The organism is Ruegeria sp. AN6 (assembly GCF_056540425.1).
In genome coordinates this window covers 206,567-229,163 of the sequence record NZ_JBQFWR010000003.1, presented here as the reverse complement: position 1 = coordinate 229,163, position 22,597 = coordinate 206,567, and the positions used below count along the sequence as shown (strand labels likewise).

General features: G+C 54.0%; 19 protein-coding genes. 9 read left to right on the top strand and 10 right to left on the bottom strand.

Going from position 1 to position 22,597, the window contains the following annotated elements:
- Nucleotides 1-6: 6 nt before the first annotated feature.
- From ACR0MQ_RS07490 to ACR0MQ_RS07475, 4 genes are all read right to left on the bottom strand, one after another.
- Nucleotides 7-1,179 (bottom strand): glycosyltransferase, encoded by a 1,173-nt coding sequence (locus tag ACR0MQ_RS07490; protein ID WP_480607023.1) that lies wholly within the window; start codon nt 1,177-1,179, stop codon nt 7-9.
- An 8-nt stretch (nt 1,180-1,187) separates the two neighbouring features.
- Nucleotides 1,188-2,864, bottom strand: coding sequence for a glycosyltransferase family protein (locus ACR0MQ_RS07485; protein ID WP_170777047.1), 1,677 nt, complete (start codon nt 2,862-2,864; stop codon nt 1,188-1,190).
- Nucleotides 2,857-3,846, bottom strand: coding sequence for a glycosyltransferase family 2 protein (locus tag ACR0MQ_RS07480; RefSeq protein ID WP_170774530.1), 990 nt, complete (start codon nt 3,844-3,846; stop codon nt 2,857-2,859). The genes ACR0MQ_RS07485 and ACR0MQ_RS07480 overlap by 8 nt, the downstream gene beginning before the upstream one ends.
- Before the next feature lie 1,461 nt (nt 3,847-5,307).
- Nucleotides 5,308-6,201 (bottom strand): AraC family transcriptional regulator, encoded by an 894-nt coding sequence (locus tag ACR0MQ_RS07475; protein ID WP_480607020.1) that lies wholly within the window; start codon nt 6,199-6,201, stop codon nt 5,308-5,310.
- Between the two features lie 162 nt (nt 6,202-6,363).
- On the opposite strand from ACR0MQ_RS07475, the gene ACR0MQ_RS07470 reads away from it, so the two are divergent.
- The 5 genes from ACR0MQ_RS07470 (at nt 6,364) to ACR0MQ_RS07450 (ending at nt 11,603) form a co-directional block, all read left to right on the top strand.
- A complete protein-coding gene (locus tag ACR0MQ_RS07470; protein ID WP_480607017.1) occupies nt 6,364-7,194 on the top strand; it encodes an SDR family oxidoreductase in 831 nt (276 codons plus the stop codon).
- 180 nt (nt 7,195-7,374) lie between these two features.
- Entirely contained in the window at nt 7,375-7,839 is a 465-nt protein-coding gene (locus tag ACR0MQ_RS07465; RefSeq protein ID WP_170774535.1) for a (2Fe-2S)-binding protein, read from the top strand.
- A 5-nt stretch (nt 7,840-7,844) separates the two neighbouring features.
- Nucleotides 7,845-10,025, top strand: coding sequence for a xanthine dehydrogenase family protein molybdopterin-binding subunit (locus tag ACR0MQ_RS07460; RefSeq protein ID WP_480607014.1), 2,181 nt, complete (start codon nt 7,845-7,847; stop codon nt 10,023-10,025).
- A 700-nt stretch (nt 10,026-10,725) separates the two neighbouring features.
- The gene (locus tag ACR0MQ_RS07455; RefSeq protein ID WP_480607011.1) at nt 10,726-11,157 is read left to right on the top strand and encodes a hypothetical protein; all 432 of its coding nucleotides are present in this window, start codon (nt 10,726-10,728) and stop codon (nt 11,155-11,157) included.
- A gap of 44 nt (nt 11,158-11,201) precedes the next feature.
- Nucleotides 11,202-11,603 (top strand): CAP domain-containing protein, encoded by a 402-nt coding sequence (locus ACR0MQ_RS07450; protein WP_480607008.1) that lies wholly within the window; start codon nt 11,202-11,204, stop codon nt 11,601-11,603.
- A gap of 580 nt (nt 11,604-12,183) precedes the next feature.
- Here the strand turns inward: ACR0MQ_RS07450 and ACR0MQ_RS07445 are convergent.
- The 4 genes from ACR0MQ_RS07445 to ACR0MQ_RS07430 form a co-directional block, all read right to left on the bottom strand.
- A complete protein-coding gene (locus ACR0MQ_RS07445; RefSeq protein WP_170774543.1) occupies nt 12,184-13,206 on the bottom strand; it encodes an adenylate/guanylate cyclase domain-containing protein in 1,023 nt (340 codons plus the stop codon).
- A 3-nt stretch (nt 13,207-13,209) separates the two neighbouring features.
- Nucleotides 13,210-13,569, bottom strand: coding sequence for a group I truncated hemoglobin (locus tag ACR0MQ_RS07440; RefSeq protein WP_170471441.1), 360 nt, complete (start codon nt 13,567-13,569; stop codon nt 13,210-13,212).
- A 152-nt stretch (nt 13,570-13,721) separates the two neighbouring features.
- The gene (locus ACR0MQ_RS07435; RefSeq protein ID WP_480607004.1) at nt 13,722-14,552 is read right to left on the bottom strand and encodes a class I SAM-dependent methyltransferase; all 831 of its coding nucleotides are present in this window, start codon (nt 14,550-14,552) and stop codon (nt 13,722-13,724) included.
- A 77-nt stretch (nt 14,553-14,629) separates the two neighbouring features.
- A complete protein-coding gene (locus ACR0MQ_RS07430) occupies nt 14,630-15,469 on the bottom strand; it encodes an alpha/beta fold hydrolase (protein WP_480607001.1) in 840 nt (279 codons plus the stop codon).
- Between the two features lie 259 nt (nt 15,470-15,728).
- On the opposite strand from ACR0MQ_RS07430, the gene ACR0MQ_RS07425 reads away from it, so the two are divergent.
- The 4 genes from ACR0MQ_RS07425 to ACR0MQ_RS07410 all read left to right on the top strand — a co-directional run bounded on the left by ACR0MQ_RS07425 (nt 15,729) and on the right by ACR0MQ_RS07410 (nt 20,953).
- Nucleotides 15,729-17,960, top strand: a complete 2,232-nt coding sequence (locus ACR0MQ_RS07425) for an ATP-binding protein (protein ID WP_480606998.1) — start codon at nt 15,729-15,731, stop codon at nt 17,958-17,960.
- A complete protein-coding gene (locus ACR0MQ_RS07420; RefSeq protein WP_170774551.1) occupies nt 17,953-18,666 on the top strand; it encodes a response regulator in 714 nt (237 codons plus the stop codon). The genes ACR0MQ_RS07425 and ACR0MQ_RS07420 overlap by 8 nt, the downstream gene beginning before the upstream one ends.
- Nucleotides 18,667-19,165: 499 nt before the next feature.
- Complete coding sequence (locus tag ACR0MQ_RS07415; RefSeq protein ID WP_170774553.1) at nt 19,166-20,056, top strand: cytochrome P450; 891 nt, start codon at nt 19,166-19,168, stop codon at nt 20,054-20,056.
- Nucleotides 20,057-20,161: 105 nt separating this feature from the next.
- Nucleotides 20,162-20,953 (top strand): inositol monophosphatase family protein, encoded by a 792-nt coding sequence (locus tag ACR0MQ_RS07410; RefSeq protein WP_170774555.1) that lies wholly within the window; start codon nt 20,162-20,164, stop codon nt 20,951-20,953.
- A 4-nt stretch (nt 20,954-20,957) separates the two neighbouring features.
- On the opposite strand, the gene ACR0MQ_RS07405 is transcribed toward ACR0MQ_RS07410, so the two are convergent.
- Both ACR0MQ_RS07405 and ACR0MQ_RS07400 read right to left on the bottom strand, forming a co-directional pair.
- Nucleotides 20,958-21,524 (bottom strand): histidine phosphatase family protein, encoded by a 567-nt coding sequence (locus ACR0MQ_RS07405; protein ID WP_480606994.1) that lies wholly within the window; start codon nt 21,522-21,524, stop codon nt 20,958-20,960.
- Nucleotides 21,525-22,586, bottom strand: a complete 1,062-nt coding sequence (locus ACR0MQ_RS07400; RefSeq protein WP_170774559.1) for an ABC transporter ATP-binding protein — start codon at nt 22,584-22,586, stop codon at nt 21,525-21,527.
- Nucleotides 22,587-22,597: the final 11 nt, after the last annotated feature.

The window sequence follows — 22,597 nt, the reverse complement described above, 5'->3', positions numbered from 1 at the left end:
ACAATTCTATCCGGCTTGAAGGGTGTAGCGAAACAAGTATCGGCAAAGGACCTGGGCGATCTCGGGCGGTTGCGCCATGTCCAACCTGTCCGCCGGCAGCGCCGGATAACCCTCGGCCCGCAAGTCGGCGATGGCGTTCAGCAGCGCCTCGGGATCGGAATGCTGGATCAGTTTCAAACCCGGTGTGTCACTGCCGAAGGTTTCCGTCATGGCAGGTGAGTGCCGGGTGATGACCGAACGGCCCGACATCAGCGCCTGGTAAACCTTGTTCGGCACCACCGACGCGGCCTTGCCGGAGGCGCCAAAAATGCCCAGGCAGATATCGGTGCGCGAGATCGCCTCGGTCAGTTCTTCATACGGAACCCAATCCTGCCAGGAGATGTGATCATGTGCGGTCCCCTCCAATGCAGTGTCGAGCAATTTGCGTTCCTGCCCGGTGCCGATCAGATGCCAGTCGATCTCGCGGCCTCGCTCCGAAGTCGCGGCGGTCAGTATCGTCTCAAGCCCGTGTAGCGGGATAAGCTGGCCATAGAACAGCACCCGCGTGGCGCCGTCATGGAGCGCAGGTGCCGGTAGGCGCCGGAAAGACCCCGGCTCACCTCCGACCGGCACCGCACCCAACCTGTGTTTGGGCAAATTGAAAATCCTCGCAATGTGCCCGGCATGCGCCTTTGTGTCGAGCAAGACACGGTGCGCGGCTCGGCAGGCCAGCCATTCGGTGGCCCAGAGCATCCACGCTGCCGGTGTTTTAGCCGTGACGATGCGACGATCATTGATGACGGTGTCGTAGAGCGAAAGGAACATGTCCCAGGTTATCTGTTGCCGCCGCAACCGGGCAAATGGCCACAGCGCCAACGTATCTAGAGCCCCGAGATAAGGTACGAGCACTGCATCGTGTTGGGGTGCACGCAGATAGCGCAGGATCAAAAGTGGATAGGCTAGCAATGCGCGGAGTAACACTCTGATCATCACCGCCAGGTTCAGCTGGCTTTTATCAGCGTGCTGCGGCCAAATTTCGGCGTGGATCTCGATCACCTCTACGCCAAGATCTTGCAGCCCTGCGCGCAGAATTCGAGTGCGCGGTTTGCTGAGGTCGTAGGTGCCCCAAAAGACTACCCGCCTGTCACAAAGTTCGGGCACCGCCGGAGCGGCGCGTGCCGCCGGGGGGGTGGGGGACATATCGGTGTTCATAGGGACAACATCCGGAAGCCGACATAAACATCATTGTCCAGGCTTCCCGGAGCCACCGGAGCCACGCCGGTATCCCAGATCAGCCTGACCGTAACGCCTTCCGGTCCGGAGATTTCCACTGGTTCCGTCCCCACGTTGAGCACGTCGCCAGACTCAACGACACTTGAATTGATCTGTATTGGTTTACTGGCTTCTACCCGATAATTTCCGGAGAACGGGAGAGCGAGCCAGTCGGGTCCGCTGGTGAGTGTAACCGCCCCCCCGGCAAGCCAGATCGATCCCGAATAATGTACGTATGACTCGCGCAGTATTGCGTGGTCCTCAGGCAGCAGGACCGGCGCGATGCCGTCCGACAACATTGGATCCATCGTCTGCGCCAGCGCGGTTTTGTTGGCGATTAGCAAGGGCGGTTGATGCTCCGCGATGATCCCGTCAAAGACAGGATGGTTTGCTGTCCGATAGCGCGCGACTCCCCAACCTGACATGAAGAACCCAGGATTTGGGAAAGTCGCGATCATGTGGCTATCGTCGATATAGGCTACCGGTTCAGGGAAAAGGCGATGTATCTCCGCAATGGTGGCGTGCTGGGTGTCTGCGCGATCAGGCAGGGTCCAGACTACCTGAACACAGAACCCCGCCAGCATCACCATAACAAGCTGTGCCAGACGACGCGATGACCCCAACTGCTGTGCTCCGATCGCTACCGCTACCATCAGGAGTGGCACGGCGAAGGGGAAAAAATAGACAAAGGCATTGCGATAGATCACCACCGAAAGGAGCGGTGCAGCGAAGAGCATCAGCAAGAGAACCCGCCGAGCGTTCCATCCGGCGCTCAACCCGATCCCCACGAGAATGATCTGTGGGAAGCTGAACATCACCCAGCTGAGAATCTCCGTCGCTCGCGGAAATATCCCGCTATTCAACAGTGTGGTGTTCAGCGCATCCTTCGCATTATTCGCGGCTTCATTGCCCTCGGCGACACTTATACCAGACGCGTGCCAGAGGTAGAGCAAAGCACATATGCCGCCTGCCAAAAAACCCGCAATGATGATCCGCATTACCACCGCGCGATTTTCAATCCTCCACACCAATACCGCCAGAAACGCAGGCAGGTAGAGCGCCGATTTGATCGTGACCAGAACCGCCAAGGCACTCATTAGCGCCGCAGCCATCACTTGCCAGACTGACAGGCGCGTGGTCAGCAGAATCGCAATCGAAGAGGTCAGCAGCGCTGCAGCGATCGGATCGGCCCGGAAACTGGCACCGTGGGCCAGCACGAAGCCCGAGGTCAGGAAACCCAGAGCAGCAATATCGGCAAAACGCCGATCAGTGAAATGTCGGGCGACGCGGTGAACCGAAAATGTGGTCAGACCGAGACAGGCAACCATCACAAGCCGGGCTGCAAAGATCTGTTCCATCTCATGGCCCGGTAGCGCATCGAGCCATGTGAAGCCATGGACGAAGAAGGTCTGCATCGGCCGGTCCAGTCGACCATCGAGAAAGGCATGGACATGAGACAGAAAATAGAATTCGTCCCAGTTCACATTGTGAGTATAGGCCAGCACCAAAATCAGCGCGAGGACAACGGCAATGCTGGCACGCACGACGCCTTCTAGGGTGATAACTCCCGCTAGACTGTTGATCATCTGACCGTCAATTACCGTGTTATCCATTCTCGACCGCCCTAGCCGGGTCGAGGGTGATTACCTGGGTTGGTTTACGAGGTGTACGCAGTAATTCGCGGGCACGTATGTCTTCCAGCAGACTGCGGTTGGCGGCGATGAGATCGGCTAGGATACCAACTGCAAACAGGATTGTGGCCATCGCTAGCAACACGCCGGACAGAACCAGCGACTGCACATGGCCGGCGCCCCCGTCGGTTGCGTAATAAAAAAGAAACCGACCCACACCAAATATGCCCGGCAGGGCAAAGATTGCCGAAAGCGTCAAGAAAAACCGCAGCGGCGCGTAGATCACAAAGACTCTCAGGATAGTTCGAGCTGAGCGGGTGACATATTCGGGGATACCCCTGAATAGACGGGACGGGCGTGTCACCTTGTTGACCCGGACCGGCACTGAGGTCATCGGGATATGCTTGCGGCCTGCCTGAATGATCGTTTCCAGTGTATAAGTATAGGTGTTGACCACACAAAGCCTGGCGGCGGCATCGCGGGAATAGGCGCGAAACCCGCTGGGCGCATCGGGGATTTCCGACTTGCTGGCCAAGCGTACGACCCAACTGCCTAGCCGTTGCAAAGCCTTCTTCAACGGGGAGAAGCTTTCGATCTCGGTGATCGGGCGGGCACCGACTACAATCTGAGCCTGACGTTTTAGAATCGGATCGATCAGGGCCGGGATATCATCCGCGCAATACTGGTTGTCGGCGTCGGTATTGACTATCACATCGGCACCCAATGAAAGCGCATATTCGATCCCGGCGCTGAATGCGCGGGCGAGGCCGACATGGCTGCTCATCTTCAGGACGTGATCGGCCTTGGCACCCCAGGCGACGTCGACTGTTCGGTCGGTAGAGCCGTCGTCGACAACCAGCACTTCAACATCGCTGATGCCAGGAATGGACCGGGGAATAGCCGCAATCGCGTCTGCAAGTGTTTCCTCCTCGTTAAGCGCTGGTATTTGAACGATAAGTTTCATGCTCAAAGCTACATTATTAGTTTTAAGGTCAGAGTTATCGTTAGCATTAGGACGAAATTATGTCCAAAAAGGGTAATTGTTGCGTAGTCAGAAACGATTGTCGAACCTCATTGAAGCAAATTGTGTCAAGACCCTGTAGTACGACGGTTATGATACTGCGCAGCGAAAGGGTAGTTTGAATTTCACGCTGCAAACTGGCTTTCTATGGTCGCCACGGCGACAAAACAGAACTGCAGCAAGGATCATACTGGATACGTGAGAGCTTTCCGCTAGAGCATTAGCTGCACCTTTGATCCAAAGTCCGCTTCCTGTGGATTGTGTTGAAAAACTCCGTTCTACAATCGCGTTGGTGTGCTTCCCGATTACTTTCGGTGCGTGCCAGTCATCTGCTTCCTCCTATAATCTTTAATCAAATGGCTCGGGTGGTAGAGGATTGCTGAGGTATTGTCAGCAATTAGTTAAGGATGTCGCAAAATTGCTCTGGCTACCTGCTATCAGAATCGTTCGCCTCCAGGTATCACAATTGACATTGATTTAAGCTTTAAGGTGTTACCATGACGACTGTACGCGCCCCGACTGAATACCGCGCGCCTTGCGAGAGATCGAGTACCTATGGGGATCGGAACCAGATACCGAGGAAGGCAAGCAGCTTGCGGAGTACTTGTCAGCAATAGAGCAATACGAGCGGCTGAACACCACAGAACCAGTGATGCAGGGATTGTGAAGCTCAGACGCGAAATGGGGGCGTGTGGGCGAGAGAAAGGGCTCAAGCGATAAAAGCGGTGCAGTGGTGCAACAGGTCAAGCTTCAAGTACCGTTCATGCCCTCAACCATAAGTAATATGCATAGATAGTTGAGCGGATTGACGCCTTGAGCAAGGCAGGCTTCCGCCACGTAAATCATGATGTTCTTTTCGGTCATCGACGGTTGCCCTAAATCCAATGTGAGACTTGCTTGGGGGCAAAACATGAAACTAAGTGCGATTGAAGTCGTCTGTATACTATTGGCGAGCGCAGCGGCAGTAGCGGGTTTTTTAGGAGCGGCAAACGCACTGATTACAGCTATCTGAGCAGATGCCCGGATGCTGTGCAGCTAATTTACTGAACGGGCATTGATATTGCTGGGGTTGTGGGCCTGCCATTTGTCAGGCCAATGCTCGCTCCATTTCACGCGCCAGAGCCATCAGGCGATTACGCTCAGCCCACAGCGCCTTAGCGCCCTCTGATTGCCGCCTACGGCCCTCGGCAGTCTAAACGCCATATCCAACATCTGAGTGGGCTTCACGATCCAGTTCTGCAGGGCATACAGCTCTGCCGAGTCGTCCGCACATTCAGCAAGCTTAGCAAAACAGGGGGAACGTTTGGTGAGCTTTTTGATGTTTGGCGACGAGACTAACGGCAGTTGTGCGGACGAAGCAGCCATCGAATGCGCGATCAACCAATGCTTCGACACAAGCTAGAGCTATTCCGCCAGAACTCTCCCTTCGAGCTTTTGAGCGATTGGAGACAACCCGAATTTTCTTGAAAACTCTCGGCTAAATTGCGTCGGGCTTTCGTAGCCCACCTCGTATGCAGCGGCTGCGACGGATAGGCCGTTAGACGACAACAACCTTCTGGCTTCCAGAAGGCGAAGATCCTTTTGGTACTGCAACGGTGTGGTGGCGGTCACGGATTTGAAATGCTCATGGAACGCAGAAAGACTCATTCCGCACTCCGATGCCAACTCGGTAACCGCGATGTTTGTTTTGAAGTTGTTGCGAATGATGGCAATCGTTTTCGAGATCCGGTTGGCCGGGCTGCCTTGGAGCAATAATTGCCGCAACGTGCCACCGTGCTCAGCGCGTAAAAGTCTGAAATGGATCTCTTTTAACGCCAGAGGAGCGAGTGCACGTGCTTCCACCGGGTCTTTGGATAGTCGGAATAAACGGTCCATTGCGTCTATTAGTGCAGTATCGGATGCCGCTACATTCAAAGAGCGTATGTTGTGGTCCGCTTCATCTACGCCGCCGATTTCATCATAGAGGCTACGAGCGAGCGCAAGGTCGAGCCGCAACGCAAGCGCCGCATAGGGGGCGTCAGGGCTTGCCTTGATCACAGCTGCTTCCACTGGAACTGCGTGGCTAACGATCAAGGCGTCGCCGGCTCCGTAGCGAACCACACGGTCGCGCATGTAAGCTTCCTTGGCCCCTTGAAGTACCAGGCACATGATCGGTTCATAAAACGATGCCGCGCATTCCGTGGTTTCGACGTTCGCGATTGCGTAAAGTCCATCAACGCCTGTTTCACATCCCGTGCCAAGGCTCCCAGCATTTTCAACATGACTGAAAACATCTTTGATCAGAGTTTCTGGCACCATTAGGGCATCTCCTTTGCTCAAGAATTATAGGCTCCTAGCAACTATGTTGAACACAAAAGGCTATGCGACCGGAGAAATAGGCAGATCATTTGGACGATCGGGCACGGCGCTCATTGGCTACGATGCTATCTGGGAGGAATATAAGATGAGGAATCCTCTCGCATGACCCAGACCATTTTGATTACCGGTGCTTCGTCCGGCATAGGCAAGGAAACCGCAAAGTTGTTCGCCGACCGCGGATGGAACGTAATTGCGACAATGCGTACACCGGAGAAGGAGGAGGATCTGACGGGAAAAGACAACATTCTCGTCACACGACTCGATGTGACGGATGCTGCGTCAATCGAAGCAGCTGTGGCGGCCGGGATGGATAAATTCAACAAGATCGACGTGTTGATGAACAACGCAGGATACGGCGCATATGGTCCGCTTGAGGCGTTTCCAATGGACCGCGTCCGCCGGCAGTTCGACACCAATGTAATCGGGTTGCTGGAAACGACCAAGGCCCTACTGCCGCATATGCGTGCCAATCGGTCAGGCACGGTCGTCAATATCTCTTCGATTGGTGGCCAGATGACCTTTCCGCTTGGGACGTTGTATCACGGTACGAAGTTTGCCGTGGAAGGCATTTCCGAAGCCCTGCACTACGAGCTTGAGGCTGCGGGCGTCAAAGTGAAGCTTATTGAACCTGGAATGATCGCGACCGAATTTGGTGGACGGTCGTTTGACTTCGTCAACGATGAAGAAATGACCGAGTACCAGCCAGTAGTTCAAGCTTTGTTTGCTGCCTGGGGTAGCGAGGAAATGAGGTCAGGGGCGTCTCCGCCGAGTGTTGTGGCTGACGTCATCTGGGCCTCTGTGACCGATGGCACAAACACTCTGCGCTACCGCGCCGGCGCGGATGCGGTTGAGCTTCTGAATAGCCGAAAAGCCCTGGATGACGAGGCCTTTATCGGTGGGATGAAAACACAACTAGGTTTGCAATCCAGTTGAGGGCACCGGTCTCGTGACGACTAGTCCAGTCTACACAAAGAAGGATGACCATACCGATTGGGGCTCAAAATAACTCGCAATAAGAGCGCAGGATCCGGTGACTACAAGAACGGCCTGACTGAGAGACAGCGAAGTTTTCAAACGCGAACAGTCCACCGACGAAAAGGAAGATAGATAGCCATGGCAATATCACTAAAACTGAATGGCCAGATGCGAACGGTCGAGGCCGAACCCGGAACGCCGCTGCTTTGGGTGATCCGGGACGAACTCAAGCTGACTGGAACAAAATTCGGATGTGGCGTTGCCTCTTGTGGAGCATGTACCGTGCATATGGACGGTCAGCCAGTGCGCTCCTGCCAGACATTTATTGAGGATGTTGAGGACGCTGAGATCACCACAATCGAGGATATGGAAAATCACAAGGTCGGAACAGCCGTGCAACAAGCCTGGCTCGAGTTAGATGTTGTGCAATGTGGCTACTGCCAGTCCGGTCAGATCATGAACGCCGTTGGTCTTTTGCGCGAGAACGCCAATCCGACCCCCGAAGAAGTCGACTATTACATGTATGGCAACGCGTGCCGCTGCGCGACCTACCAACGCATCCGTGCAGGTGTTCTGCGCGCGGCTGAGATTTTGGAGGCTTGAAAGACATGACTGCAAATATTTCCCGCAGGGGATTCCTCCAAACCGCCGCGGCAGCCACGACCGTCCTCTATGTCGGAGCAAAGGCAGATGGTGCTGCAGCCGCATCGGGACGCGCCGATGCAATTTTGAACCCGTTTGTAAAGATCGACAGCGACGGCAACGTAGTCGCCATCATCAAGCACTTCGAAAAGGGGCAAGGTCCAGCCACCGGTTTGTCGACCTTGATTGCCGAGGAACTGGGCGTGACTATGGACCAGATCGGGTTCGAATTCGCGCCCTCGAACCCCGAAGTCTACAACAACCTGTTGTTTGGCCCGTTCCAAGGCACGGGCGGCTCAACGGCTATGGCCAATTCCTGGATGCAGTACCGCACGGCAGGCGCCAATGCGCGCGAGATGTTGATCAAAGCGGCCGCTGAGGTGTGGGGAGTAGACGCCGCGACGTTGGACATTCAGGCAGGCCTGGTCATTGGCGGCGGGAAATCCGCGCCACTGGGCGACTTCGTTGCCGTGGCGGCAGACATTCCCCCGTCAGAAAGCCCGCGCCTGCGCGATCCCTCCGAATGGAAGATCATTGGCAGCGACGCCACACGCCGCGTTGACAGCCCCATCAAAGTGAACGGCCAAGCCAAATTCGGAATGGACGTGCACTTGCCCAACCAGATGGTTGTCATGATCAAGCGCACGCCTCAGCGTGGTGGCCTGGTCGCGGGCTTCGACGACAGCGCTGCGAAAGAGGTTACGGGCTTCATCATGGCGATGCCCTTGCCCACTAACCACGGAGTCGCTGTTTATGCAGAGAACACCTGGGCCGCCATTCAGGCGCGGAACGCGGTTGAAGTGGACTGGGACATGTCTGGGGCAGAGACACGCTCTTCGGCTGAGATCCGGGACGAGGTGATGGCCGCACTTGATGCCGCGCCCGTCTACAACGTCAACAAAGTAGATCGGGGCACGGTCAGCGCTTCGGTTGATAACGCGGCGACCATTGTCGAAAAGACGTTTTACTTCCCGCTACTGGCCCATGCGCCGATGGAGCCGCTGAACTGTACCATTGAGCAGACGGCCGAAGGTGACATCGTCCTGCATGATGGTGCGCAAATGCCGACGGGTCCACATATGGCTTATCAGCAGATATTCCAATTGCCGCCGGAAAAGATCCACATCAATACTATGCTGACCGGAGGCTCCTTCGGGCGCCGTGCAACCCCTGACGCCGACTATCAGGTCGAAGCGGCATTGGCCTTTGTGATGACAGATCGCTCGCGGCCTGTGAAACTGGTCTGGGATCGAGAGGATGACATCCGCGGCGGATACTACCGGCCTGCAACGGGTCACAAGGTGCGAGTCGGTCTGGACGCCGAGGGCAATATCGCAGCCTGGGAGCATCAGGTCGCCGGTCAGTCGATTATGAAAGGCACTCCCTTCGAGTCGTTCACTGTTCAGGACGGCATTGACCACTCTACGGTCGAAGGCCTTGCAGACAGTCCTTACACCATTCCGAACATATCGGTGGGCCTGACGGATGTTAAAAAGGCCACGACGGTTCTGTGGTGGCGCTCTGTGGGTCACACGCACACAGCATATGTGATGGAAGTGATGATGGACATGGCCGCCAAGGCTGTGGGCCGCGACCCGGTCGAATTCCGCCTGGCGTATCTTGAGGGCGGAGGCGACGACGCTGTACGTAAGGCAGGCGTACTGAAACTGGTTGCTGAGAAAGGCAATTGGGGCCAGCCAGCCGTCGGTAATGTCCAAGGGATCGCCGTTCACAAATCCTTTGGCTCTTACGTGGCAGAGATAGTAGAGATTTCCGGCAGCCTAGATGACGGTATTCAGATCGAAAAGGTCACCGCAGCCGTGGATTGCGGCATCGCTGTCAACCCGGACATCGTTCGTGCCCAAACGGAAGGGGCGATCGGTTACGGAATTGGCCACGCAATGCGCGAGCAGATTACACTTGACGGTGGAACGGTGGAACAGTTCAATTTCCCCGACTACGAACCGCTGCGGATCTCCGACATCAAGAGCATAGTGATGCACATTGTGCCTTCGGCCGAGGCTCCAACAGGGATTGGAGAGCCTGGGACACCTCCAGCAGCGCCTGCCCTAGCCAATGCTGTTGCGCAGCTTGACGTGCGTATTTCAGAATTGCCGATGAGGGACAACGGCGTGTCGTTCGCCTGACCATGGAAGCGCACCACGGATGTTCCATCTGTGGTGCGGCAAAACCCATAGCAAAAAGAATTCCGTCGTCTGCTTTCGTCACTAAGTCCTTTTGTGATGCATCAGCTTCGGGCTCAGAGCCGACATCCGACTAAACCGGAGTGATGACTTAGAATTCGTCACCTTCTGACAGTTGGCCTGCCTACCCCCCATTTATAGCGGGCTGAATATGGCGGGCCACATGTGGTATACTGCGCTGGCCTCCCAAATTGGGAGCAGGGGAAGAACCCACCGTCTCACAAATGATTGAGAGTGAAGGTGGTGAGGGGCTGGATGAGGGGGTCTTAGCCAGCCCCTCTCTCTTGAGGGGGTATACGGAGTGGTAGTGTTGTTCCGTTGAACTCAATCTACCTTGTTGGTGCCTTGTCCGAAATTGGGGGATTCCCGTAGACCCCTTATTTTCTGATCCCAGACACAATTCAAACACGCTGTACCGATACCAAGCAGGAGCGGCGTGCCTTGATGGAGATTGGCGATTTCTATGAGGGGGTACGCGTTCGGCGCGCCGTACCTTTTGAAACGAAGATAAAACTGTTTGTGCAAACCAGCCATCGACACGAATTTAGTCAAAAAAGCTGGTCCGAAACGTGCAATCTAGCTTAGCCTTACAGGTACGGATATCTGACAACGCATACCATGCCAATTTCGAGGAAGCGGCCCAATGTTTAACAGAACTCTCTGCATGGGGATCACCTTTGCCTTGTTCGCTACGACCGGTCTAAAGCCAACAACCGCGAATGCCAGTGATGCTGGAGACGTTATCGCAGGTGTCGCACTCGGGGTTTTAGGGGCATCCATTGCGCGGTATCACCACCATCATGGGTCGCATTATCAGAAGCACCCAAGTCTTTCTCCAGAGGAAAACGCAGTCGGGCTTTGTATGCACCGAACGCATGCCGCAATGACTAATCAGGGCTACTACGCCGTGGATTCCCAACGTACACTCTCGTACACGACAAATGCAGACGGGATTGATTTAATTGATTTGGAAGTCGCGAGATCCAGCGATAGTACCGATGCCCGCTCCTACATAAAAGCTCACTGCGCAATTCAAAACGATGCCGTGGTCAATTTCAGGTACTCAAATTACTGAGTAAAGTTACGGGCAAACATAAGATGCTACGCCTGTTGTTATCCATGGCACTTCTGCTCCCCTCGGCTCTCATGGCCGACAAATTGGCTACAAACGAGCTGAATGCGTTTCGCGGCGGTCAAGGTGTTCCAGCACTAGGTTACAACCCAAAGTTGGAGCAAGCCGCCAAGTCGCATGCCGATGACATGGTGAAGAGTGGGTTCTTTTCGCATACCGGCTCTAACGGGTCTGACGTGGGCGAACGGGTGCGCAAAACAGGCTACAACTGGTGTTTCGTGGCTGAAAACATTGCCAAGGGACAAAACGGTTTGGACGCTGTGATGGCAGCATGGTCGAAATCACCGGGACATCGAGCTAACCTGCTTTCTCGCAAAGCCAAGGAGTTCGCGCTTTATGAAGCGGCTGATCGTACTTGGGTTATGGTTTTAGCCGCACCCTGCAGGTAGATTTGCGCCATTCTCGACGCCGCAAAACGCCACCAGCTTTAATCCTCAGATGACTTCCAATGAAACGCAATAACTTTGGTATCATCCGACAATCCATTTTCATGCCAAACCTCTTCGACATGGGCATCCAGTTGCTCTTCCGTCTATCCCGGCTCCACCCAGGTGTAGTGTACCTTCGGTTCTGCTAAGATGATGAGAGAAAACCGTTGCGACGGTGTTTATGTTTACTGCTAGGCTCTGCGACATTGACTAGCTCTGGACCATCGAAGTGGGACTTTTGCGCCGCTACTACCATTCTTTGGAATCAATAGATCGACGTTGATTGCGACAAACCAATCCGTTGGAACAATCGCAGAGGAGCAACGATTTTTATTGCGATTTGTAGCGATCAAACTTCAAAGCTCACGCCGACTGTAAACGATGTGTTCTCCCATTTGATCGTATTTGCCAAGCAACGCCGCGATATGATGAACTACATGGAGTTCGAGTGACCAAAACGCGCGTTGAAAGACCGTTTCGTACTTTGTGAAAGTGCAACTCAGTTGATCTACCGTTAGCCAAGATGGCAAGGGTGCTGCATTCAACTGCTGTCCGAAAGCCGCCAGACTTCCTGTTCACCAAATCCTCGGATCGTTCTGACCCCAATATTTTCAAGATCGAATTGGTCCTTCAGGACATGTGCGACTTCGCCCTGAACACTGATTTCCATCGGCTCGGAGAATTCCTGCAACCGTGAAGCGAGGTTCACGGCAGGTCCAAATATGTCGTAAACATACTTCTGAATTCCGACGACCGAGCCGACAACCGAACCCGAAGACAGACCAACCCGGCAATGCCATTGATGCGGATGGCTCAGATTGCGCCGGTTCAGATAGCGCACAAATCGGATGGCTGTGTTGGCGATTGCCTTGGCGTGATCCGGTGTCGGATCAGGCAATCCCGCCACAGTGATATACGCGTCTCCGATCGTTTTGATGCGTTCGCAACCGAATTGCTCACCTATACGATCAAACGCGCTGTATATGTCGTTCAGTTCAGTGACGGTCACGCTGGGGTCCTGCGAGGCGACCATTTCCGTAAAGCCCACAAAATCCAGCATCAGAACAGAGACAGGGTTGTACAGCTGTGGCGTCACCACACCAAAGGTTTTGTATTCTTCATAGACCGAACGAGGCATGATGTTGAGAAGCAGTTTCTCCACCTGCTCTTTTTCGCGTTTGATCTCTCTTGTGTTGCGCTCGACCATCATCGAATAGGAATCGATCATAGATTCCAACTCCTTGATCCGCGTGATGTTCTGACAGACAAGAACCAGGACGTCGTCTTTGGTGGAAGTGAAATCGAGTGCGATGATCAGCGTCCTGCGTTTCTTTTTGAACTTGATCTCCGATGCGTATCGCCCGTTATCCTCAAGGGCAGTCTGCATGGCCTCGGCATCCAGATCAGGAAAAAGCTCCTGCAACTGATTTGGCTCTGCTTCGTTGCTGAACCAGTCGTCAAACGTGTCATTGCGAAAATTGAAACGCAATGATTTACGATCCAGTAGCGCGACCCCTACGCCGATTGCGCGCAGGAGCTGTTCATTAATGGCTTCTATCTTCATGGGTCACCCGACAATCAATGGGCGGCGTTTGGCGAACTCTGCGACAACTGCCTCGACATCCTCGTCGGCCAGACCGTGATCAATCAAGGTCGCACGCAGCACCACCTCAAGCTCATCAAAATGAGCGTCGTTGATATCGAGATGTGAGTGTAGCTGTTTTAGCTGTTTGTCCGTATAAGACGCTGGTCCGCCAAGCAGGGAAGCAATGAATTTAGTCTGGTGATCAACCATCCGGGACATATCGACCTCGTCGAAGAATGGCCCGATGTCATCGTTATCAAGAAGGGTATCGTAGAAGGAGAGGACGATCTTGCTAACCTGCGAAAATCCCCCGTACTTCTCATAGAGCGTGCGTTCAGCCATACCAAAACCCTTTCAAAATAGTACGAATAGGGAAGCGCTCCCATTGTCAAAGACTACAAATTCTACACAGTTCAATTCAAGTCTGCCGCCGTCGCTGCATTCTGACGCCATTCGGGGCTCTGCCGAAGGGCGCCATGGTCCTAAAATCTATGTCAGCGGCGTTCGACGATAATCTCGGCATACTCGGAAGAAATGCACAGTGAATCGTTGGTCGAGATGTCGAACCTTTTGATCAGCGCCATCATGTCATTGCGCAATGATGTCTGACCTTCGGCATCCAACGCTTCGAATGCTTTTTGCATCGGGCCGTAGAACGTGCGGAAATATTCCATGAAATGCTCGGCTGACCGGTAGCGGAACATGAAGTTCCTGCGCCGAAACGATTTCACCGCGCACCGAGTGCCGAAATTCTGATCGATCCAGTCCCGGTTTCCCCACATCGCCGGAGAGTTCACGCCCGCAGGCGGCGTCACATGCTTGCCAATCGTTTTAAACAGTTGCCCGATAAAGCTTTCCGGGGTCCAGTTGGCCATGCCGATTTTTCCACCTGCCTTAACGACCCGCTGAAGTTCGGCAGCGGATTGTTTTTGATTAGGTGTAAACATTACCCCGAATGTGGACACTACCGCGTCGAATGACTGATCATCAAAGGGCAGGTTCTCGGCGTCTGCGACCTTGTAGTTTACGAACAGACCCTCGGCTTGGGCACGCTTGCCGCTGGCTTCCAGCAGGCTTTCGACATAATCGGTTGAGGTTACGTCGCAAAAGCGTCTGGCAAAGGCCAGTGTTGCGTTGCCGTTGCCCGCTGCCACATCAAGGATCGTTGAGTCTGCGCGCATGTCCATTGCTTCAGCAAGCTCTTCACCGGTTATCTGCAGCGTGACCCCGACTTTGCTGTAATCTCCGGCACCCCACGCTGCGTTCTGTTTGGCTTTGATTGCCGTGTAATCTGTTGTGGGTGCGATGGTTGATTGAATACCCATGATTGATGTCCTCCGGGTGTTGTGCTGACCCTAGATCAGCGGTTTCAAAATAGCCGCATCTTCTGAATGCGTTTGAGTTATGCAGCTTCGAGATCAGGCCAGCTGAAATCGGCGATCGGCCGCTCGGCATTGGCAACATGCTCGAAGATTCTTGAATTGACCCATTCCGGCTGGAAGATTGGCGCCATGTGTCCAAGCTCGGGCAACAATGCGATACGTGCATTGGGCAACGTCTTGGCGATGGCCACGGCGACATTCTGAGCGATCTCAGGGGATTCCAGACCGGTCATCACCAGGGCTGGCATCTCGAGATTGGCCAGATCCTTTAACGTCCAGCTCTCGGCAAACCCATTGGCAAAATCCGTCATGACTGAGGAAATCAGGCCCGCAAATTTCTTTTTGGCCTTGTCGGGCAGGTCGTCCCAAAAACCGTCTCCGTTCCAGAAATCAAGGAAATGCTGCATTCCTGCGGCCGCATCACCCTCGGCAGCAGCGCCAGATACCAACCCAGACAAAAGCTTGATCTTTTGAAACAAGCGACGTCCTTTGTTGTTCCCATGAGCCAGAAAATGAAACGCGGCCGGTTCATAGACAGTCAGGCTTTTGACCAGATCAGGGCGCATCAGGGCGATTTTGATCGCGATGCCGCCACCGTTCGAGTGACCGACCAAATGAACCGCGCTGCCCAGCTTTTCGATTTCCCTGATTATGGAGGCCGCCGAAATTGCCGCCCCCTTTTGGCTGTGATCGCTCGCCAATGGTGCACGACCATAGCCGGGCAGATCAAAGGCATGAACATCAAAGCGACCGTCAAGATCGGCTTCCAGTTGGCTCCACTGAGCGCTGCTGGATGCGGAGGAATGCAATGCGACAATCGGTGCATTGCTTGCTTCGGTAGACCTAAATGAAATCGTCATCGTACTTACTCACTTGCGTTTGAGATGAGCAATAACTGACGGTTCATTGTTTCATTGAAATTTCCGAAATAGGCGCAAAGTGTTTCAGTTGTTGCTCTGTGAAGCAGGTCACACAACGCGCTATCTGTCTCTGAAACATGGGAAATTACGGCCGGAATTTGCGCCACCCCGACCGGTTTGAAACAATTGAAACATTAGATGCTGATTTTGAAATGGCGCTGAAACAATGATACCGTAGAAAAATAGGATGACGATGGACATGGCGAACGATTTTCAGGAAATCGAGAAGGCAAGGGACCTTCTGCGCGATGCAATCGAGTCTCTTAAGGAAGGGTTCGCCCTTTATGATGACGACCGTCGCCTGCTCATGTTCAACCAGCGCTATGCCGAGATGAACAAGGGTGTCGCGGACCTGTTAAAGCCCGGACTGGACTGGGAAATCCTGATGCGCGAAACAGCGCGGCGCGGGATTTATGCTGACGCCATCGGCAATGAAGAACAGTGGGTCTCGGACCGATTGGCCAACGGGATCGAGTTCATTCAGGATTATGAACTGGCCGAAACGGACGGTCGAACTTATCTGGTGTCGGTCCATCCCACCAATCTTGGCGGCTTTGTTGTTACGCGCGAGGATATTACAGATCGCAAGCAGGCCGAGGCTGAAGAACGCGACGGAGACCTTCTGATCAGGAAGGTCCTGGATGCCAGTTCTGCAGTCGTGACGATGGCGCGCATTGGCGATGGCCAGATCCTGTATCGCACACCCGCCGCCCTTCAGATGTTTGGCGCCTCCAAGTTCGCGCGGGAGCATTACGCCAAGCCTGAGGAGCGCGCGGATTTTGTGACCTTGCTGTTGGCGGATGGTCATGTCGAAAACTTCAAGCTCGATTTGTGCAATGCCAATGGAAAGATTTTTCCGGCCTCAATTTCTTCGCAACTGATCGATTACAAAGGCGAAGAAGTAATCGTTACCAGCATTATTGATCTTACGGTTCAGCAGGAAGCCGATGCTTTGATCAGGCAGGTGATGGAAGCGTATCCCGCCGCGATCAACATGACGCATGCAGAGACAGGTGAGGTCCTGTTTGCAACGCCGGAAATAAAGGCTCTGTTTGGTCCTGCCCGCAGTTCCAAATCTTACTATGCTGATCCGACAGAACGTCAGCGATACCTGAAAGACCTTCGCGAAGCGGGATCTCTCAAAGATCGGCGGATGGAGTTTGTTGATGCAAATGGAAGAAAGTTTTGGGCTGCAGATTCTTCCCGCCTGATCGAATTCAATGGCGAAGAAGTCATCGTCTCGAACACACGAGATCTGACAGATGAACTGGCGATTGAAGAAGAACTCGCAAAGCAACGCGAGATGCTTTTCCAGAATGAGAAGATGTCAGCGCTTGGCGAACTTCTTGCTGGCGTGGCCCATGAGCTAAACAATCCGCTTTCCGTGGTTGTTGGGCATTCTCTCATGCTCAAGGACGAAATTACCGACCCCGATCTGACCGCCAGAATCGAGAAGATCAGCAATGCGGCCGAGCGCTGCGCGAAAATCGTTAAAACATTCCTGGCAATGGCACGTCAGCAACCCAGCAATATCGAGGATGTCGATGTTGCCGGGCTGATCGCGACTGCGGCGGATGTCGTTGGGTATGGCACGCCATCAGATGGAATCCGCGTCGTGCAGAATATTCCTGCTGATTTGCCACCGGTTGCCGCGGATGCCGATCAGATCACCCAAGTTATCATCAATCTGATTATTAATGCTGAACAGGCCATGAGGTCATCTGAGCGCGGTGACCTGATCGAGCTTTCAGCGCGGCCGAAGTTTGATTCAGGCATGGTCGAGTTGACGGTAAAGGACAATGGCCCGGGAATCCCCAAGGCTATTCGTGCCCGAATCTTTGAACCGTTCTTCACCACCAAGGAAGTTGGGGAAGGCACCGGTATTGGTCTCGCGTTTTGCCACAGGATCATACTGTCTCATGGCGGTCAGATCCGGCTTGATCAGAGCGACAGTACTGGCACCTGTATGCGGATCTTGCTGCCTATCGGGGCACAGAGCGAGTTTATGGAAGATGAGCCGAAAGATTCAATTTCTTCTTCACTGTCTTTGAAGGCGTTGGTGGTGGATGATGAAGTTGAAGTTGGTGAGCTGCACGCAGAGATTCTGAGAAGAGAAGGTTTTGACGTCGATTTCGTCTCATCCGGTGAGGAAGCATTGCGCAATCTTCGCTCACAAAACTATGACGTATTCCTGAGTGACTTGAATATGCCGGGTGTTGATGGACGAAAGATCTATCAGGCTCTGGTTGCCGAATTTCCGCACATGCTGAACAGATCGGCCTATGTGACCGGGGATACGATGGGGCACGCTTCGCAAGCATTGCTTGGTGAATCCGGCTTGCCTCATCTCGAGAAACCCGTTTCGCCTTTGGAACTCAGAACCCTCGTTGGCAATTTGCTTGCCGAGGGGAAGGAAGCAACCGATGGATGAAAAGAGAACGCATATCCTGGTGTGCGATGACGAAGTCGATGTGCGTGAAATGCTTCAGGAGTATCTGGGCAAGCGTGGATATGAGGTTTCGGCAGCATCCGGCGGAGATGAGCTGAGGCAGATACTTTCTGCGAACGGGGTCGACGTCATTGTCATGGATATCAACATGCCAAAGGAAGATGGCCTTTCAATACTTCGATCCTTGCGCCCTGAGAACACTACACCGGTTATCATGTTGACTGCAGCAGGCGACGTTATCGATCGCATCGTCGGATTGGAGATGGGCGCAGATGATTATCTGGGCAAACCAGTTGACCTGAGGGAACTCGAAGCCCGGATCAAGGCGATACTCCGGCGCGAAGCAATACATGAAACGGCGACCAAGGAAGCCCCCGACATCAACGGAGCACCATTTGGCGATTTTACATTGGATAAAGACGCGGCCAAACTTCTGGCCTCTGATGGTTCCGAAGTTCAGCTGACCGCTATGGAATACAACCTGATCAAGGTATTCGCCGAAAACAAGGGACGCGTTCTGAACCGCGACCAGCTGCTTGAACAGGCCCATGATCGATCCTGGGATCCATTTGATCGCAGTATCGACATCAGGATTTCCCGTCTTCGCCGAAAACTTGAATCCAACCCGGAAAAGCCCGAGATCATCAGAACTGTGCGAGGCATCGGATATCTGTATGACCCAAAGTGAAGGCACGTTTTGACGAGCTGATTGCTAGCTTTAACGGGGATAATCGCCAAAGAAACGAATTGGCTGCGTGCAGAACCCTTCCGTAATCGTTACGAAGTTTGCCCAAGAGCCGTTCTGTGGTCCATTGTAGCGATACGCCAGTCTTAGAAAGGACACGCACTGGTAAGTCGACCACTCTGGGGCAATCAATATGCTATCAATCTCCGAACTACCCGAGATAGACTTTTCATCGGAAGCGTATCAGAAGCGACCGTTTCAAACCCTTGCTGAGCATGCACGGAAATGGCGCATCGCCCGTAGTAAACGCGGCGTGGAAATTTTGGACTATGACATTTGCAGGAACATGATCCTGGATCGTCGATTTGGCACAGGACATCCAAAGTTGATGCATCTGTTGGGCCTGCCGGAAGGACGTGCTTTAAGTTACAAACGTGAGTCTATATCCTTTTACAACCGCGGTGATAAACGGCGCAAATTACGACAGCCGATAGCGCGCCTGATGAGCCCGCACGCCTCTGAGGCATTCCGGCAAGACATTAAGGATGTTGTCGTTGACATCATTTCTGACATCCCGACGCATACCAGAGTCGACCTGATCGAGGCACTTTGTGATCCTACGCCATCTCGGGTTTATTGTTATTGGGTCGGCGCCGACAAAGACGACGCGCCTTATATCGCCAAGACGTCACACACAGTTCAGCAAGTTCATACGCGAGATCCGGAAAAGACGCCGGAAATTGTCGATGCGTTTGAAAGCCTGCTTGATTATGCGGACGCACGGATTACTGCCGCGCGCGAAGCCCCTTCTGACAACCTGATTTCGGATTTGGTCCGGGCAGCAGACGCCGGTGAGTTTACGGATGACGATCTTCGGAATTGGGTTATCAAACTGGCAGAGGCGAATACCGACAACTCCTCACATCAAATCGCAGGCACCATTATCGAACTGGCCTCACGCCCCGCTATCTGGCAAAGGCTGCGCGAAGATCCTGACGCAATTCCGATTGCCGTGAACGAAGTTATGCGTATCCACCCACGGTCAATCTCAACCTCTCGCGAAGCACTGGAGGACGTAGAAATCGGTGGCGTGCAAATCACCAAGGGCACACCGGTCTTTGCAAATATCGGGGCTGCCCATTGGGATGAGCGCTATTACCCGGAACCTGAAAAATTCTCTCTCGAACGTGCTGGGCAGCCAGCTCATCTGAATTTCGGGGGTGGTGTATTCTCTTGCCTAGGGCGCTACGCGATCACAATCGAGGTTGAAGAAGTTGTCCGATATATGACTCAATCCTTTCCGCGTATCCGGTTGGATAAGGCAGAATTCAGTCATTCACCGATGTTCACAAATGTGACCGATCTACATGCGACACTTGCTCCTTTGAGCTGATCAATGCGCATTTCAAAGAATTGAAAAACATACTCCCAAGGTTGTTGTCAGCCGATACCACATCCGCCAAGGTGCACATTCTACTCATCAAATGCAGGGGCACCCATGTTGCAACTCTCAGAGCGAAAAGAATTTGCGGTTATGACTTGCCGGGAAGCGGGAAAAGTCGCGGCCGAGTATTTTGCAAATCGGGATGCGCTGCTGGTCGACCAAAAGGGCGCTCAGGACTGGGTGAGTGAGGCAGATCGGAACGTTGAAACCTTTATTCGCGACAAGATCAGGGATGCTTGGCCCGAAGATGGAGTCTTCGGTGAGGAGCACGGTGCAAGCAAAGGGACCAGCGGGTTTGATTGGGTGATCGACCCAATCGACGGGACGACAAATTTTGTTAACGGAATTCCGGCCTGGACCATCGTTCTGGCTGGTGTGTCAAATGCGCAGACCCAGATTGGCGTCATCCATGATCCAAATGTCGACGAAAGCTATGTCGCCGTCCGGGGTGGAGGCGCAACGCTGAATAACGCCCCGATGCGGGTAGCTTCAGGCGTCGCGCTGGAGGAAGGAACAGTAGCAGTTGGATATTCGAACCGCATCGAAGCCCGCCACGTTGTTCCGATTATCGCAGATCTGATCGAACATGGAGCGATGTTTCACCGAAACGCCAGCGGCGCTCTGTCATTGGCCTATGTGGCTGCGGGTCGGCTGCTGGGCTATGTCGAAGAGCATATGAACGCATGGGACTGCCTGGCCGGTCAGTTGATGATCGCGGAAGCTGGCGGCAGGATCGAAGATCAGGATGCCGATGCCATGATCCGCAATGGCGGCCGGGTGATTGCAGGTACACCGGATGTGTTCGACACATTGCGCGAGATAGCCGAGCGTGCATGGAAGACCTGAGCGACTAGTCGAGCGAGCACCACCCGCTCAACGGTTTAAGCGTCTTTAGATCGGCCTGCCAATAGTGGCCTTGCGCGGGTTGATCGTATCTCCGGTCAATCTGACGGCCCGATAAGATGCACCATAGCAGAGTACCGACAGCCCCGTGCGTAACAATGGCAAGGTCGTTGCCATCTTGTTTTTCAACAATCGAAATCGTTGCCCGATGAATGCGTTGTTGAGCCTCTATTGCCGTTTCCCAACCGTGAAAACTGGTAGCCGGGTGGTCAAAGAAAGCATCAGCAGCGGCTTCAAAAGCATCGCCCGGCAGAAAACCGGTGGTGCTGCGGTCATTTTCGCCAAGGTCAGCATTTAGATATACCGGCAGGTCTCGGGGCGTCGCTAGAATCTCAGCCGTATCGCGGGCCTTTTGCTCGGTGCTGGTCCAGATTTGAGAGACCTCCGAGAAGATCTCGGCATTCGCAAACGCGGAAGCGCGGTGACGACCTGTTTCACTAAGCCCCCAATCCGTTACAGGAATGTTGGGGTCGATTACGACCTCGGGATGCGTGATGATCAGAAGCTTGGGCATTTATTCGGGCAAAAGCACGGGTCCCTTCTCGGCAAAACCCATCCGAATTTCTGCACCGGGTTCAAGCGGTGCATCCACATCGTCATGCACCGCGAAGACCTGACCGAACGCTCCGGTCAGAGTGTACTCCATGCGAACACCAACATAGGTTGCCTTGGCGACGGTGGCGGCGATGCCCTGCTCGGCGCCGATCACCAGACGCGAGGGTCGGATGGCGACAGTTGCGGGCCCCTGAGGCATATCGCGAGATGACAGCGTGTGGCGGTAGCCCTCGATCTCGATCGTGGCCATATTTCCTTCGACAGAGATGATCTGACAAGCCAGCAAGTTGGCTTCGCCAATAAAATCCGCAACGAAGCGATCATTGGGTGCATCGTAGAGCTGGCGTGGCGTACCGATCTGCGCGATGGCGGCATTCCGCATCACGACAATTTCGTCTGATACCGCCAAGGCCTCTTCCTGATCATGTGTCACATAGACGACCGTCAGGCCAAGGTCCTGTTGGATGGCCCTGATATCCTCGCGCACCTGGCGGCGCAGTTTCGCGTCGAGATTAGACAGAGGTTCGTCAAATAGCAGCACCTGTGGCTCTAACACCAAAGCCCGCGCAACTGCGACGCGCTGCTGCTGTCCGCCAGACAACTCGGATGGCAAACGGCTATCAAAACCTTTCAGGCCAACCAACTCCAAACCGTCCAGAGCGCGGCTGCGGGCCTCGTCTTTGGCAAAGCCCGAGAACGTGAGGCCATACATAACATTCTCAAGCACACTCATATGGGGAAACAGCGCGTAGGACTGGAACACCATCGACACGTCCCGGTCCGTTGCGGGCAGTTTGGTCACGTCGCGATCCCCGATGGTGATCTTGCCCGAGGTTGCCATCTCAAGCCCTGCGATCATCCTCAGCGTCGTCGTCTTGCCACAGCCTGAAGGGCCCAGCAGCGTGACCAGCTTTCCAGCTTCGACATGCAAGTTGATATTGTCGACGGCAACGACATCCTTGCCGAACATCTTTGTCACGGACTCGAACCGAACCGGCGCGGCTTTGGATTGCAGGCTCATGTCAAACTCTC

Excerpts from the sequence above, each read along its gene's own strand:
- ACR0MQ_RS07490 (WP_480607023.1), bottom strand. The coding sequence starts at position 1,179 with ATGTCCCCCACCCCCCCGGCGGCACGCGCCGCTCCGGCGGTGCCCGAA.
- ACR0MQ_RS07485 (WP_170777047.1), bottom strand. The coding sequence starts at position 2,864 with ATGGATAACACGGTAATTGACGGTCAGATGATCAACAGTCTAGCGGGA.
- ACR0MQ_RS07480 (WP_170774530.1), bottom strand. The coding sequence starts at position 3,846 with ATGAAACTTATCGTTCAAATACCAGCGCTTAACGAGGAGGAAACACTT.
- ACR0MQ_RS07475 (WP_480607020.1), bottom strand. The coding sequence starts at position 6,201 with ATGGTGCCAGAAACTCTGATCAAAGATGTTTTCAGTCATGTTGAAAAT.
- ACR0MQ_RS07470 (WP_480607017.1), top strand. The coding sequence starts at position 6,364 with ATGACCCAGACCATTTTGATTACCGGTGCTTCGTCCGGCATAGGCAAG.
- ACR0MQ_RS07465 (WP_170774535.1), top strand. The coding sequence starts at position 7,375 with ATGGCAATATCACTAAAACTGAATGGCCAGATGCGAACGGTCGAGGCC.
- ACR0MQ_RS07460 (WP_480607014.1), top strand. The coding sequence starts at position 7,845 with ATGACTGCAAATATTTCCCGCAGGGGATTCCTCCAAACCGCCGCGGCA.
- ACR0MQ_RS07455 (WP_480607011.1), top strand. The coding sequence starts at position 10,726 with ATGTTTAACAGAACTCTCTGCATGGGGATCACCTTTGCCTTGTTCGCT.
- ACR0MQ_RS07450 (WP_480607008.1), top strand. The coding sequence starts at position 11,202 with ATGGCACTTCTGCTCCCCTCGGCTCTCATGGCCGACAAATTGGCTACA.
- ACR0MQ_RS07445 (WP_170774543.1), bottom strand. The coding sequence starts at position 13,206 with ATGAAGATAGAAGCCATTAATGAACAGCTCCTGCGCGCAATCGGCGTA.
- ACR0MQ_RS07440 (WP_170471441.1), bottom strand. The coding sequence starts at position 13,569 with ATGGCTGAACGCACGCTCTATGAGAAGTACGGGGGATTTTCGCAGGTT.
- ACR0MQ_RS07435 (WP_480607004.1), bottom strand. The coding sequence starts at position 14,552 with ATGGGTATTCAATCAACCATCGCACCCACAACAGATTACACGGCAATC.
- ACR0MQ_RS07430 (WP_480607001.1), bottom strand. The coding sequence starts at position 15,469 with ATGACGATTTCATTTAGGTCTACCGAAGCAAGCAATGCACCGATTGTC.
- ACR0MQ_RS07425 (WP_480606998.1), top strand. The coding sequence starts at position 15,729 with ATGGCGAACGATTTTCAGGAAATCGAGAAGGCAAGGGACCTTCTGCGC.
- ACR0MQ_RS07420 (WP_170774551.1), top strand. The coding sequence starts at position 17,953 with ATGGATGAAAAGAGAACGCATATCCTGGTGTGCGATGACGAAGTCGAT.
- ACR0MQ_RS07415 (WP_170774553.1), top strand. The coding sequence starts at position 19,166 with ATGAGCCCGCACGCCTCTGAGGCATTCCGGCAAGACATTAAGGATGTT.
- ACR0MQ_RS07410 (WP_170774555.1), top strand. The coding sequence starts at position 20,162 with ATGTTGCAACTCTCAGAGCGAAAAGAATTTGCGGTTATGACTTGCCGG.
- ACR0MQ_RS07405 (WP_480606994.1), bottom strand. The coding sequence starts at position 21,524 with ATGCCCAAGCTTCTGATCATCACGCATCCCGAGGTCGTAATCGACCCC.
- ACR0MQ_RS07400 (WP_170774559.1), bottom strand. The coding sequence starts at position 22,586 with ATGAGCCTGCAATCCAAAGCCGCGCCGGTTCGGTTCGAGTCCGTGACA.